The organism is Streptomyces flaveolus (genome assembly GCF_014648815.1).
Classification (GTDB): domain Bacteria; phylum Actinomycetota; class Actinomycetes; order Streptomycetales; family Streptomycetaceae; genus Streptomyces; species Streptomyces flaveolus.
Genome location: NZ_BMRV01000003.1, coordinates 455809 through 468112, shown reverse-complemented (window position 1 = coordinate 468112; position 12304 = coordinate 455809). Strand labels below are relative to the sequence as shown.

Here is a 12304-nt window from a genome sequence, read left to right as displayed (position 1 = left end):
CGGATCGCCGACGGCCACCGCAGCCTTATGCGACCGCGAGAGGGGCGGGGTCTGCGGGCGGGGCCTGGGGTGTTCCGGCTGCCCTCCTGCCGGGGGTCGGCGGACGGGTCGTGGAGTGCTGGGCAGTCATCCGTCGGTGTCGGTGGTTGTGTTGCGGTGGCCTTACGGACTGCAAGGGGGCGCGCAGTTGGGATGCGGCCCCCGCTTCGGGACGGTCCGTCACGGCCGGTGGTCCGTCAGGATCAGCAGGACGGCAGAATGGTCAGCCGTCCAACACGGAGAGAGGACGGACACCATCGCTCGACAGCGAATGAGACGCTCGGCCCTGGCGTGCATCGTCATAGTGACCCTGATGACTGCGGTGGCCTGTGTCCCTCGGGATCTCGGCCCACTCCCCCCGCGCTTTTCCGGCCCGGCTCTGCCCGCGGACACAGCGGTGTCGGAGATCAGGTCGGTGCTGGCGGCGGAGGGCATCGAGGTGGAGAGAGAACCATCGAACTCTCTGGGCAGGTGCTCCGAGCGGCTCTCGGGACGGCACGCGCCCGAGACGATGAAGGCCGCGCTGAAGGCGGCCTTCGCGCGGGCCCGTTCCGAGCACGGATGGCAGCCGGGTCCCGATGCCGGGGCCGAGGTGCTGTCTCTCACGAAGGGCAATTGCACGGTTCTCGCCGTGCTCCCCGTCCAGCCACCCCAGGGCGCTCGGGCATTCGTCCTCGTATCGCTGACATGCCTGGACGGCGGCGACGCTTCGCCTGCCCCCGGAGCTCCGGGGGAATCTGCCACGGGACGACCCACACCCTCGGACGTTGCCTGAACCGACGATCACAGGTCGTGGCTCCGGAGACTGGCGACTGGCTCCGGCGCTACCTGGCGGGATGTAGGCCAGCGACAGTCCGATGGGCATGAGGCCCAACACGCCTGCCATCACGCGCAACCCGCCGGCGCGCCGAGCCGCATGTGTGCGGAGCTACGGTCGGCAGGCACGCGGGTCCGGGCAGGGAAGAAACGTGCGCGGGTCGTCAACCGGACGCGGGTGATGTGGTCGGTGCACAACGGCGCCGTGCGTCCGGTCAACTGGCGCGCTGTTGGGGTTCGATGCGAGCACTGTTCAGGACGCGCCGCCAGGAGACGACGCCCGGTCGGCGGCGCAGCAGCGAGCGGCGCTCCCGTTCGGTCATGCCTCCCCACACGCCCCATTCGATGCGGTTGTCCAGTGCTTCCACCAGGCAGTCGATGCGTACGGGGCAGCCGTCGCACACCTGCTTGGCCCGCTTCTGGCGGGTGCTCTCCGCGAACAGTTCGTCCGAGTCGGCGCCGCGGCATGCGGCGTCCTCCTGCCAGTGCGTCGTAGTCGTCATGTCTTTCCTCCCCCGTCGCGCTCAGCGACAGCACCGAGCCTATGCCCAGGTCACGGCCGATCAGTCCTCACGTTTCCGCAAGGGTGACGATCGGCCGGGGACAGGGAGAGTTCTGTCATGACCGACGAGCCCCGGACGACCTCCGGGCAAGAACGTGTACGCGACGATGCGCCGACGAGCTCACGGCCAACCGAACAGAACAGGAAGAGCCCGCAGCTCAGCCACCTGCACAACAGCCACGCTCGTGCCTCCGGATGTCATAACGCTCTGCGGCGGTATGCGTCCGCCTCGCACAATGGGCGGCATGGCCGCAGACGAGGACGCGTTCACACTGCCGCAGGGCGCCACCGGTTTCTTCCGGCCGGAGGACGGGCCGCTGCCGCTGACCGGCCTGCGGACGTTCCGCACAGCGCTGTACGCAGCCGCCCGGGCGGCCGGAGGCCGTCTGGGCGAGGTGGAGGAACAGAGGTACCCGCGTACGTTCCACACGGCAACGATCATCGCGGGCACAGACGAGTACGTCGTGCTGTGTCACGTCCACCACCCCTGGATCGCGTTCGCTGCGGAGCGCCGGGACTGGTACACCGAGGAGTTCCTCGCCCCGCCGCCGTGGGCCCGTACGTTCGCCGACCTGGGCTTCGTCGTGCTCGGTCATGCCGAGCTCACGCTGCCGCTGTCGGACGTCGACACCTCGGGCCTCGACCAGGGCCAGTGGCGCCAGATCCGCCTCTACGGCATCACCACGTTGGGCGGAGTGCTCTTCAACGCCTGGGGCTGACGCGCGGGCGAGCCCCGGGCCCTGGAACGCATCGCCGCCAGGTCCCACGCACACGGAAGCCCACACACGGCACTCACGCGCCCGAGGGCCGCTTTGTGCCGGGTGATGAATCGGTCGGGGGCCCTCGTGCAGGACGTGGGCCGGCGTCACCGCAACACCACCGGTCGGCGCACGCCCACCGCCCCGGCGGGCCACAGGGCACCGCCCGATGACTGACACAGATCTTCACCACTGACACCGAGGGCCTGCCGTCGACCGGGTGGGCTGAAAGTGCGCATGGCCGCGGCCCGGCCGGCAACCGCCCGCGCGGTCGCCGGGGCCTGCGCCACGTCATGGGCATCCGGTCAAGCCTGGGCAGCTCCCTGCAGCTCCTCGACGCTGCCCTGTGCCCGAGCCCACGGGACAGACGCGGCGGCGTGGACTACCCGCGCCGCCACCGATCGTTCGCATCGGCGTCCACCCCCGGCGCCTGCCGCACCGTGGCTCAGGCGTCGATGATGACGGGGATGATGAGCGGCTTGCGGCGGTGGGTGCGGAACGCCCAGTTCGCCACGGACCGGGCGAGGAGCTGTTCGAGTTGGCGCGCATCCCCCACGCCTTCCTCAGCCGCGGTGGCCAGGGTCTTCTCGATGACGGGGATGACCGGCTCGAAGGTGGCGTCGTCGTGGACGAAGCCGCGGGCCAGGAAGTCGGGGGGCTCGGCGAGGGCACCCGTGTCCGCGTCGACGATCGCCACCACGGTGACCACGCCTTCGGCGGCGAGGGTGAGGCGGTCCTTGAGGGACGCTTCGGTGGCACCGCCGACCTCCATGCCGTCCACGTACACGTTGCCGGCGGGGACCTTGCCGGTGATGGACGCGCGTCCGTCGACCAGGTCGACGACGACGCCGTCCTCGGCGATGACGACCCGGTCCGGGTCGACGCCGGTGCGGACGGCGAGGTCGCCGTTGGCCTGCAGGTGACGCCATTCGCCGTGCACGGGCATGACGTTGCGGGGTTTGACGATGTTGTAGCAGTAGACGAGTTCGCCGGCGCTGGCGTGCCCGGAGACGTGCACCTTGGCGTTGCCCTTGTGGACCACGTGGGCGCCCCACCGGGTGAGTCCGTTGATCACCCGATAGATGGCGTTCTCGTTGCCGGGGATGAGGGAGCTGGCGAGCAGGACGGTGTCGCCCTTGCCGATGCGGATCATGTGGTCACGGTTGGCCATCCGCGACAGCGCGGCCATCGGCTCGCCCTGGGAGCCGGTGCACACCAGAGTGACCTTGTGGTCCGGGAGCTTCTCCAGCTCCTTCGTGCTCACGACCAGACCGGACGGGACCTTCAGATAGCCCAGGTCACGGGCGATGCCCATGTTGCGGACCATCGACCGGCCGACGAAGGCGACCTTGCGGCCGTGCTGGTGGGCGGCGTCCAGGACCTGCTGGATGCGGTGCACATGGCTGGCGAAGCTGGAGACGATGACCCGGCGCGGCGCGGTGCGCATCACCTGCTCGATCGCCGGGTTCAGCTCACGCTCGGACGTGGTGAAGCCGGGTACCTCGGCGTTGGTGGAGTCGGTGAGGAACAGGTCCACGCCCTCCTCGCCGAGGCGGGCGAAGGCGCGCAGGTCGGTGATGCGGTCGTCGAGAGGGAACTGGTCCATCTTGAAGTCACCGGTGTGCAGCACCATCCCGGCGCCGGTGCGGATCGCGACCGCTAGGCTGTCCGGGATGGAGTGGTTGACCGCCACGAACTCGCAGTCGAAGGGCCCGAAGCCGCGCCGGTCGCCCTCCCGCACCCGCACCGTGCGCGGCCGGATGCCGTGTTCCTTGAGCTTGGCCTCCAGGAACGCCAGGGTCAGCTTGGAGCCGACGACCGGAATGTCGGACCGCTCGCGCAGCAGGTACGGCACGCCGCCGATGTGGTCCTCGTGGCCGTGGGTGAGCACGACCGCTACGACGTCGTCCAGCCGGTCCCGGATCGAGGTGAAGTCCGGCAGGATCACGTCCACGCCGGGCTGGGTCTCCTCGGGGAACAGCACGCCGCAGTCGACGATGAGCAGTTTGCCGGCGTACTCGAAGACGGTCATGTTGCGGCCGATTTCCCCCAGGCCGCCCAGGGCGACGACCCGCAGCCCTCCTTCGGGGAGAGGAGGGGCGGCTTTCAGTTCGGGGTGTGGATGACTCATACCTTGACGCTACCGGAGATGGGGACATGGTGATCCATTGCTCCCCGCCCGGCACAGCGCAGGACCGTCACCGTCCTCTGGGGGTCCCCTTGCGAGCGGCACCCGAACCTGTTGCGTGGGTGTGTCCTGCGACGTGGCGGGCAGGGTAGCCCTCTTGCAGTTGACCTGGGCGGACGATGATCACCTCATGACGACCAGAAAGACACACCGCCCACTACAGCTGAGCCACAGCAGGTCACAACCAATTCGTATGTGATGCAACTGAATTGCCATACAAATGATCGGGGTTAGGGTTGAGGTGTGGCAGGTATCAGCGAGGGCCCGTATCCCGTAGCGGCCGAGTGTGATCTGGGCTGGTCGATCGGGATGCTCATGCGTCACTACACGACGCAGGTGGGGCCGTGTGTCACCGATCTTCCGCGCGGCGGCCGTGGGTATCAGCTGTTGTACACGGTGGTGTGCAAGGAGATCCCCAACCAGTCTCAGCTGGCCGACTACCTGGGAATCGACCGCTCGGTGCTGCCGTACGTGATCGACGACCTGGTCGAGGCCGGGCTGGTCGAGCGGCAGCCGGATCCGGCCGACCGGCGGGCACGCAAGGTCGTGGCCACCTCGCTGGGCGTCGACACTTTCCGAACGCTGCAGAACAAGGTCACCGCAGCTGAAGAGGCGGTCCTGACCGCTCTGGAGCCTGCCGAACAGAAGCAGTTCCGGTCGCTGCTGTCCCGCCTGGCCCGCCAGGCCAGGGACGAAGCCAGCCGCAGTGGACGGACTGCGTCCGCCGAAGAGCTCTGAACAGGGAGGCCGTCATGGCCGCCAAGACCAACCGCATCCTGATCATCGTCACCAGCGCCGGCGAATACGAGAAGGTCGGTTATCGCACCGGCCTGTGGCTGGGCGAGCTGACGCACTTCTACGATGTCGCCGAGCAGGCCGGCTTCGACCTCACGGTCGCCAGCATCGAGGGCGGGCATGTTCCGATCGACCCGGAGAGCCTGGCCCACGACGTCCTCGGCGAGTTGGGCACCGACAAGCGCTACGCCGACCGGGAGTTCATGAACAAGCTGGAGAACACCGTCTCGGTGGCCGAGGTCAAGGCGGAGGACTACGACGCCATCTACCTCACCGGTGGGCACGGCGTGATGTTCGACTTCCATCAGAGCCAGGCCCTGGAAACCCTCATCGCCCGGTTCTACGAGACCGACCGCATCGTCTCGGCGGTCTGCCACGGGCCCTGCGGCCTCCTCGATGTCACTCTCAGTAATGGGGAGCCCTTGGTGAAGGGCAAGGACGTCACCGGCTTTTCCTGGCCCGAGGAGGAACTCGCCCAGCGCGCGGACGCCGTCCCCTACAGTCTCCAGGACAGGCTGAAGGAGCTCGGGGCGTCGTACAGCATCGCGGAGAAGCCCTTCGACACCTACGTCGTCGAAGACGGCAGGCTGATCACCGGGCAGAACCCCGGCAGTGCCAAGGCGGTCGCCGACGCGGTCGTCAAGCACCTCAGCTGACGACCCGGGTGGCTGTCCGCGGCCTGCGACCGGCACACCTCTCACCGCTTGTCATGGACAACGGGTCCGCCGTCTGTGAGGGCGGCGGGCTGTCGGGGCGGGTAGCGCGAGGTCAGCCGGCCTCGACGGGCTCCTTGGCGCGGCAGTCGCCTCGCAGGACAGTGGGCCAACGCCTTGCGACTCCAGTTCGGCAATGATCGCCCCGGCACCCAGCAAGTCCTCCAGCGCAGGCCGCAGGCTTCCGTCAGGCCATCGCTCACCAGCAGCGATCACCACGACGGGACGTTCCGCGGTCCCGTAGCCGTGCCGGGCAAGCCATCGTCCGACAGCGCTGGCGTTTCGCAGACAGCCCGCCACCACCGTCGAATCACCTGCCGCGGCGGCGATGGCGGATCCGTTGGGTGAGGGAAGCACGAGTCGGGGGGTGAACGGGGCTTGCCGGAGTGCAGCCGGTGACAACGACCACGGTGAGGTCGAGGTGGCGGCTCGACGCCCCACGGCCAGCGCCGCCGTCTTCTTCTGAGCGAAGGCGGACGCCGTCTCGTCGCGCCAGGCATAGGGAAAGACCTGGGTTCCTGCCTCGACGGCGACGGTCACCGATGTTGTGAACGACAGCACGTCGACTACCACCAGGCAGGCAGCGCCCGACGCCAACCGGTGGGCGCCCGTGGGCCCCCACTCGAACCGGACACCGTGCTCTTGCTGCAGGAACCAGTCGCTCATGGTGGCCAAGTCTGGCACCCGTTGGATGAACGGCGAGGGCGATCTGGTGTTCACGGGCCGGTCAGGCGTCCAGTATGGACGTCGAAGTCGTAGGGCCCGGCGAAGACGACCGCCTCCGGATGCAGCGGAACCACCTCACCCGGTGCTCTGACCGCGAAAGCTCGCCGGGGCGGTAGCTTCGCCTCGATAATCTGCACGGCGTGATCAACTCATACGCGGGTTCCGATGATGCTGCCGTCGCGATAGCCGGGGCGCGGGCTGGTGCGGACGTGGTCCGCGACATGTACGGCCAGCGGCTCCACCGCATCGACAAGGGTGCTGGAGACTTTGCCACTGCCGCCGATGTGGAGGCCGAGAAGGCGATCCTTGGCGTCATCCGTGCCGCACGGCCCGATGACGCGGTGCTCGGCGAGGAAGGCGGGCAGCAGGGCTCCGTGGAAGCTGTGCGCCAGTGGTTGGTGGATCCTCTGTGTGGCACGCTGAACTTCGCCGTCGGCAACATGCTGGTGGCCGTCAATGTGGCCCTGTGTGACGGGGCGGCGGCGGTGGCCGATCCGTTCAGCGGCGAGGTCTTCTTCACCGACGGGGAGACCGCCTGGGTGCGGCATGACGGGGCCGACGACGCGCTACTGACGCCGTCACCCGCTACCCGATTGGTGGACGTCAATCTGGATCCGCCGTTCCCGAGTGCGCCCGGATTCCGGGCCGTGAATCTGCTGGCTCACCCTGTCTTCGTCGAACGTTTCCGGCCTCGGGTCGTGTCCACGACACTGGCGTTGGCCTGGGTCGCTGCCGGCAAGCGAGCCGCGTATGTCACCGATGGCGGCGACCTTTCCAGGAGCGTGCATTTCGCGGCCGGTATTGCTTTGTGCCGGGCTGCTGGCTGCGTTGTCACCGGGATCGACGGCGCCCCGATCGATGAGGCAGGTCATGGGCTTGTGGTCGCCGCCGACGACGAGACCCACGGGCTGCTGATGTCGATGATGCGCAGCCGACGCTAGTGCCGCGTCAGGCAGTCGATGATGCGCAGCCGACGCTAGTGCCGCGTCAGGCAAGGGATGCACTGCCGGTATCCATGGCCCCCGCACTGGCACTGGCCCTGGCTGCGTCCGCGTGCACCACGCGGCCCGCGCCGCCGTCCGGTCCCTCCACTCCGCCCACCTCCGCCGCGCGCCACTCGGCAGCGGCCAACGACGCGACGCCCGAACCGTCCGACAGGAGTCGGTGCGGACGATCGAAGCCACCTACGACGGCCCGGAGCCCATGCCTGCCGTGCATCACTGCCTGCTGGTCGAGACCGACGCCGACGGCCTGGTCCTGATCGAGACCGGACTGCGCCTCGGCGACGTCCGGGACCCGGCCGGCACGCTCGGTGCCGAGTGGGTCGACATGACACAACCCGCGCTCGACGAGGAGGAAACAGCTGTCCGGCAGGTCGCCAGGCTCGGCTATGCCCCGTCCGACGTCCGCCATGTCGTCGTGACCCACTTGGACGTGGACCACAGCGGCGGCCTGCCCGACTTCCCCGGCGCCGACGTCCACGTGATGGCAGCCGAGCTCGCTTCGGCGCGCGCCCAAGCGCCCAGCTTCCGCTACCGTCCGGCCCACTGGGCACACGAACCCCACTGGATCATCTACGCACACGAATCCGGCGAACGGTGGTTCGGCTTCACCGTGTTGGAGCCGAAGGAGCTGCCGCCGGCGATCGAACTCATCCCGTTCGGCGGTCACACCGCCGGCCACCTCGGGGTCGCCGTGCGGAACGGCGACCGCTGGCTGCTCCACTGCGGCGACGCCTACTACTACCACCGCGAAGTCGGGGAGCTGAAGGAACCCCACCCTCTGCTGGACGTCGTCCAGACGCACTCGGAGGTGCACCGCGACCTGCGGCTCGGAACTCAGGCCAGGCTGCGCGAACTGGTCCGCGACCACGGTGACCAGGTCGAGATCTTCTCCGCGCACGACCCGTGGGAGCTGGCCCGCTACTGCCCCTGAGCCGGCCCGCTTCCGCTCGAGGGCGAGGCACAGCCGTGTTCAGACGACCAGGACCCGGCGCCCGCGCGTGTGACCGGCCTGGCTGTCGATGTGTGCCGCCGCGGCCTCGGCGAGCGTGTACGACTTCTCGACCGGGATGTGCAGCTTTCCCCGCGAGATGAGGTCGCCGGCCACGGCGAGCGCTTCCGGTACGCTCCCGGCCACGCCGGAGAACCGGACACCGAACCCCGGCGCACCGAGATCGGCGATGGAGATCACCTTCTGCGCATCTCCGGTCAGTTCGACGAGCTCGCGGATCACGCCCGAGCCGGCCAGGTCGAGAGCGGCGTCGACCTGGCCGAGCTCCCGCACCCGCTCGACCCAGCCCTCGCCGTACGTCGTGGCGAGGGCGCCCAGGCTGCGCAGGTAGGCCTGGTTAGCGGCCCCAGCCGTGCCGATCACCGTGATGCCGCGATCGCGGGCGATCTGCAGCACGGCCGATCCGACTCCCCCGGACGCACCGCTGACCAGCAGCGTCTGCCCGGACTGCACACCGACTTCGCGGATGACGCGCAGCGCGGTCTCCACCACGGAGGGATAGCCGGCCGCCTCCTCGAACGTCAGACCCTCGGGTATACCGGCCCAGGCCGACAGCACGGCGAACTCGGCGTAGGTGCTCGAACCTCCGCCGAACACGCGGTCGCCGACCGCGACCCCTTCGACGCCGTCACCGACCTCGTCCACCACCCCGGCGGCGTCCAGTCCGACTCCGGAGGGCAACTCGATCGGATGGGCGCCCAGTTTCTGGCCTTCACGGATCCGCCAGTCGACGGGGTTCACGCCCGCCGCCCGCACGGCGATGCGTATCTGGCCGGGGCCCGCATGGGGCTCCTCGGCGTCTATGAGGTGCAGGACGTCCGGACCACCGAACTCGGCGAAGATCACCTTTTTCATGCGGCGACCGTAACACTAACGGGTAGCGTTTTGTATCTGTTATGGATTTGCAGCTGATAGCGTGAGTGCATGACCGTGCCGACCGGACGCCGTGAGCGCAAGAAGGCCGCGACCCGCCAGAAGATCGCCGACGCCGCCCTCAGACTCTTCCTGGAACGTGGGTACGAGGCGGTAGGGATCCGCGACGTGGCCACTGAGGCCGACGTGGCCGTCACCACGCTCTTCTCCCACTTCGCCTCGAAAGAGGCCCTGGTGTTCGAGCAGGACGAAGACTTCGAGCAACGCCTCACGCGGGCGGTCACCGACAGGGCGCCGCACGAGCCGCTCATCCCCGCCCTGCGCCGAGAGATCCACGCCCTGGTGCGCCACTGCACCGCGGACAGCGCCGCCCCGATCTGGCACATGATCGACGCGTCACCCGCCCTGCGGAAGTACGAGGAGTCGATGAGGCTGCGCCACGCGGAATCGCTGGCAACGGCCATCGCCGCCGATCCCGACCTGTCACCGAACACAACGGCCTGCCGGGCGATCGCGAGGTTCGTGATCGACGCCTATTCGCTGGCCCGTGAGGCGGCCGATCCCGAGGCCGCGGTGGACGAGATCTTCCGGATGATCGAGGCCGCGTGGGCGGTCACCTCCACCGGAGCGAACCGCCCTTGATCGTTCCGTACCGACCGTCCGCGGCAGCGTCCCGCGAGACGCGACGGGTACAACCCGGAGCGAACGGCTGGCCGGGCCCTGGCGTCGGTGCGGGCCCTGATGTGTTCCCGGCGGCGTCGGACGCGGGCGTGCAGAGGTCGATGGCGGTGGTCAGTTGGTCCCATTCGTCGGCGTCGAGGCCTCCGGGGCGGGGCCCGGCCGGTCGAGCCGGCAGCGCGGAGGGGGTGCCCCGGCGCGGCGTGGTTCTTGCTTCCGGCCTCAGCCGGAGGTGTCCACGGGCGCCCGGTTGAAGCTTGCGCGATAGGCCGTGGGAGTGAGGCCGACCCGGCCGGTCATGTGCTTGCGGAGGGAGTCCGCGCTCCCCAGGCCGCTCTTCCGGGCTACCTGGTCCATGGGCAGTCCGGTGGTCTCCAGCAGCTCTTTGGCCCGGTCGATGCGCTGGTGGAGCAACCATTGGAGCGGGCTCAGCCCGGTCTCTGCGTGGAAGCGGCGCGTGAGCGTGCGCACGCTCGTCCTGGCGTGACCGGCCAGGTCGGTCAGCGTGAGCGGCCGATCGAGGTGTTCGAGTACCCAGGCGCGCGTGGGAGCGAGTGAGGTGCCGCGTTCCGGCGGGAGCGGTGTCTGGATGAACTGGGACTGTCCGCCCGGCCGTACGGGAGGGACGACCGCGAGTCGCGCGGCCGTGTTGGCGACCGCTGCGCCGAAGTCGGCCCTGACCAGATGCAGGCACAGATCGATGGCGGCGGCTGCGCCCGCCGAAGTGAAGATGCCACCGTCCTCGACGAAGAGGAGGTCGGGCTGCACATCGACCGACGGGAAGCGCGTGGCAAGGTCGCCGGCCAGCCCCCAGTGGGTCGTGGCGCGGAGCCCGTCGAGCAGGCCGGCCTGGGCCAGTACGAAAGCACCCGTGCACAGGGAAGCGACCCGCGCGCCGGCGGCCGCGGCTTTCCGCAGGGCGTCGAGTACCTCCGTGGGAGCCTGCTCGCCGCCGCTGCCGACGGCGATCACCGTGTCTGCGCCCTCGACGGCGTCCAGGCCGTCCGGCACCACGATGTCGGGGCCCCCGACGGTAGGCGTCGGACCGGGCAGCGCCGTGCAGATACGCACGTCGTAGTGCGGGACGCTGTTGAACACCATGAGTGGGATCGAGACGTCGAAGCTCAGCACGGGCGGCACGATGACTGAGGTGACGCGGTGCATGGCCAGAACCTCCGGAAGGACGGCATTCGGGCCACTATCCCATGAGGCCTCGCGGCGGCACCGTTGTCGGCATGACATCTCATGTGATCGTGGGTCGCGGGGCCGCCGCGTCGAAGACCGCTCTGCTGCTCGCCGAGGACGGCGAGCGGGTGCGGATGATCAGTCGGACGGGCGGCGGGCCGGATCACCCGCTCATCGACAAGGTCGCCGCGGACGCGACAGACACCGATCGGCTCACCGAGTTGACGGAGGGGGCGGACACGCTGTTCACCACCGCCGCGCCGCCGTACCACTTGTGGCCCGAGCAGTTCCCCGCCCTGTCGGAATCGCTTCTCAGCACGGTGAAGCGGACCGGGGTCGCGTACGTCATGCTCGGCAACCTCTACGCGTACGGGCCGGTGAGCGGGCCGATCACGCCGGACTTCCCCCTGGCCGCGACCGGCCCCAAGGGGCGAGCCCGGGCGCGGGTGTGGGACGAAGCCGCCGCCTCGGGGGTGAAGGTCACCGAGGTGCGGGCCGCCCAGTTCTACGGCGCCGGGGCGTTCTCGGTGTTCAGCCTCATGGTGCAACGGCAGGTCATGGAAGGCAGGCTGGTCCTGGTACCGCAAGAACTCGACGTGCCGCACAGTTACTCGGCGATCGGCGACACCGCGCGCACGCTGGTCGCCGCGAGCCGCAACGAGCAGGCTTACGGCCGGGCCTGGCACGTGCCGATCTCGACCCTGTCGGTGCGGGGACTGGCCGTGCGACTCGCCGAACTCGCGGGGGCACCGGAACCGCGGATGGAGGCGATGACCGAACGCGATCTGACCCTGCTGGCGTTCACGGAGCCGTTCTGGGCGGAAATGCATGAAGTGCTCACCAAGCCCGGTCACCCGTTCGTCATCGACTACTCCGAGACCGAGAAGATCCTCGGCGTGAGCGCCACTCCGGTGGACGACGTGCTCCGGGACGTGATCTAGGCGGCTCGACGTGCGGC

The 12304-nt window shown here is 69.2% G+C and carries 12 protein-coding genes; 7 read left to right on the top strand and 5 right to left on the bottom strand.

Annotated features, from left to right (window positions below; all coding sequences use genetic code 11):
- Positions 1–1070: 1070 nt before the first annotated feature.
- The gene (locus IEZ05_RS09875; RefSeq protein ID WP_189229629.1) at positions 1071–1358 is read right to left on the bottom strand and encodes a WhiB family transcriptional regulator; all 288 of its coding nucleotides are present in this window, start codon (positions 1356–1358) and stop codon (positions 1071–1073) included.
- A gap of 304 nt (positions 1359–1662) precedes the next feature.
- On the opposite strand from IEZ05_RS09875, the gene IEZ05_RS09870 reads away from it, so the two are divergent.
- Complete coding sequence (locus IEZ05_RS09870; protein WP_229869639.1) at positions 1663–2136, top strand: hypothetical protein; 474 nt, start codon at positions 1663–1665, stop codon at positions 2134–2136.
- A gap of 484 nt (positions 2137–2620) precedes the next feature.
- Here the strand turns inward: IEZ05_RS09870 and IEZ05_RS09865 are convergent, their stop codons facing one another.
- Positions 2621–4306, bottom strand: coding sequence for a ribonuclease J (locus IEZ05_RS09865; protein ID WP_189229628.1), 1686 nt, complete (start codon positions 4304–4306; stop codon positions 2621–2623).
- 300 nt (positions 4307–4606) lie between these two features.
- Here IEZ05_RS09865 and IEZ05_RS09860 point away from each other — a divergent pair, with 300 nt between their 5' ends.
- Positions 4607–5101, top strand: coding sequence for a MarR family winged helix-turn-helix transcriptional regulator (locus IEZ05_RS09860; protein WP_229869638.1), 495 nt, complete (start codon positions 4607–4609; stop codon positions 5099–5101).
- A 14-nt stretch (positions 5102–5115) separates the two neighbouring features.
- Entirely contained in the window at positions 5116–5814 is a 699-nt protein-coding gene (locus IEZ05_RS09855; protein ID WP_189229627.1) for a type 1 glutamine amidotransferase domain-containing protein, read from the top strand.
- 51 nt (positions 5815–5865) lie between these two features.
- Here the strand turns inward: IEZ05_RS09855 and IEZ05_RS09850 are convergent, their stop codons facing one another.
- The gene (locus IEZ05_RS09850; protein WP_189229626.1) at positions 5866–6537 is read right to left on the bottom strand and encodes a 2-phosphosulfolactate phosphatase; all 672 of its coding nucleotides are present in this window, start codon (positions 6535–6537) and stop codon (positions 5866–5868) included.
- Positions 6538–6737: 200 nt separating this feature from the next.
- On the opposite strand from IEZ05_RS09850, the gene IEZ05_RS09845 reads away from it, so the two are divergent.
- Together IEZ05_RS09845 and IEZ05_RS09840 are read left to right on the top strand one after the other, a co-directional pair.
- Positions 6738–7538 (top strand): inositol monophosphatase family protein, encoded by an 801-nt coding sequence (locus tag IEZ05_RS09845; protein WP_189229625.1) that lies wholly within the window; start codon positions 6738–6740, stop codon positions 7536–7538.
- Between the two features lie 223 nt (positions 7539–7761).
- A complete protein-coding gene (locus IEZ05_RS09840; protein ID WP_229869637.1) occupies positions 7762–8532 on the top strand; it encodes an MBL fold metallo-hydrolase in 771 nt (256 codons plus the stop codon).
- Between the two features lie 39 nt (positions 8533–8571).
- Here IEZ05_RS09840 and IEZ05_RS09835 read toward each other — a convergent pair whose 3' ends face one another.
- Positions 8572–9465, bottom strand: a complete 894-nt coding sequence (locus IEZ05_RS09835) for an NADP-dependent oxidoreductase (RefSeq protein ID WP_189229624.1) — start codon at positions 9463–9465, stop codon at positions 8572–8574.
- A gap of 69 nt (positions 9466–9534) precedes the next feature.
- Between IEZ05_RS09835 and IEZ05_RS09830 the strand changes: the two genes are divergently transcribed.
- Entirely contained in the window at positions 9535–10125 is a 591-nt protein-coding gene (locus tag IEZ05_RS09830) for a TetR/AcrR family transcriptional regulator (protein WP_189229623.1), read from the top strand.
- A gap of 258 nt (positions 10126–10383) precedes the next feature.
- Here IEZ05_RS09830 and IEZ05_RS09825 read toward each other — a convergent pair whose 3' ends face one another.
- Positions 10384–11325, bottom strand: a complete 942-nt coding sequence (locus tag IEZ05_RS09825; RefSeq protein ID WP_189229622.1) for a GlxA family transcriptional regulator — start codon at positions 11323–11325, stop codon at positions 10384–10386.
- Positions 11326–11396: 71 nt separating this feature from the next.
- Here IEZ05_RS09825 and IEZ05_RS09820 point away from each other — a divergent pair, with 71 nt between their 5' ends.
- Complete coding sequence (locus tag IEZ05_RS09820; RefSeq protein ID WP_229869636.1) at positions 11397–12287, top strand: Rossmann-fold NAD(P)-binding domain-containing protein; 891 nt, start codon at positions 11397–11399, stop codon at positions 12285–12287.
- The last annotated feature ends 17 nt before the right edge of the window (positions 12288–12304 follow it).

Bases quoted from the DNA above. Each gene is read 5' to 3' on its own strand.
- IEZ05_RS09875 (WP_189229629.1), bottom strand. From the start codon at position 1,358: ATGACGACTACGACGCACTGGCAGGAGGACGCCGCATGCCGCGGCGCC.
- IEZ05_RS09870 (WP_229869639.1), top strand. From the start codon at position 1,663: ATGGCCGCAGACGAGGACGCGTTCACACTGCCGCAGGGCGCCACCGGT.
- IEZ05_RS09865 (WP_189229628.1), bottom strand. From the start codon at position 4,306: ATGAGTCATCCACACCCCGAACTGAAAGCCGCCCCTCCTCTCCCCGAA.
- IEZ05_RS09855 (WP_189229627.1), top strand. From the start codon at position 5,116: ATGGCCGCCAAGACCAACCGCATCCTGATCATCGTCACCAGCGCCGGC.
- IEZ05_RS09850 (WP_189229626.1), bottom strand. From the start codon at position 6,537: ATGAGCGACTGGTTCCTGCAGCAAGAGCACGGTGTCCGGTTCGAGTGG.
- IEZ05_RS09835 (WP_189229624.1), bottom strand. From the start codon at position 9,465: ATGAAAAAGGTGATCTTCGCCGAGTTCGGTGGTCCGGACGTCCTGCAC.
- IEZ05_RS09830 (WP_189229623.1), top strand. From the start codon at position 9,535: ATGACCGTGCCGACCGGACGCCGTGAGCGCAAGAAGGCCGCGACCCGC.
- IEZ05_RS09825 (WP_189229622.1), bottom strand. From the start codon at position 11,325: ATGCACCGCGTCACCTCAGTCATCGTGCCGCCCGTGCTGAGCTTCGAC.
- IEZ05_RS09820 (WP_229869636.1), top strand. From the start codon at position 11,397: ATGACATCTCATGTGATCGTGGGTCGCGGGGCCGCCGCGTCGAAGACC.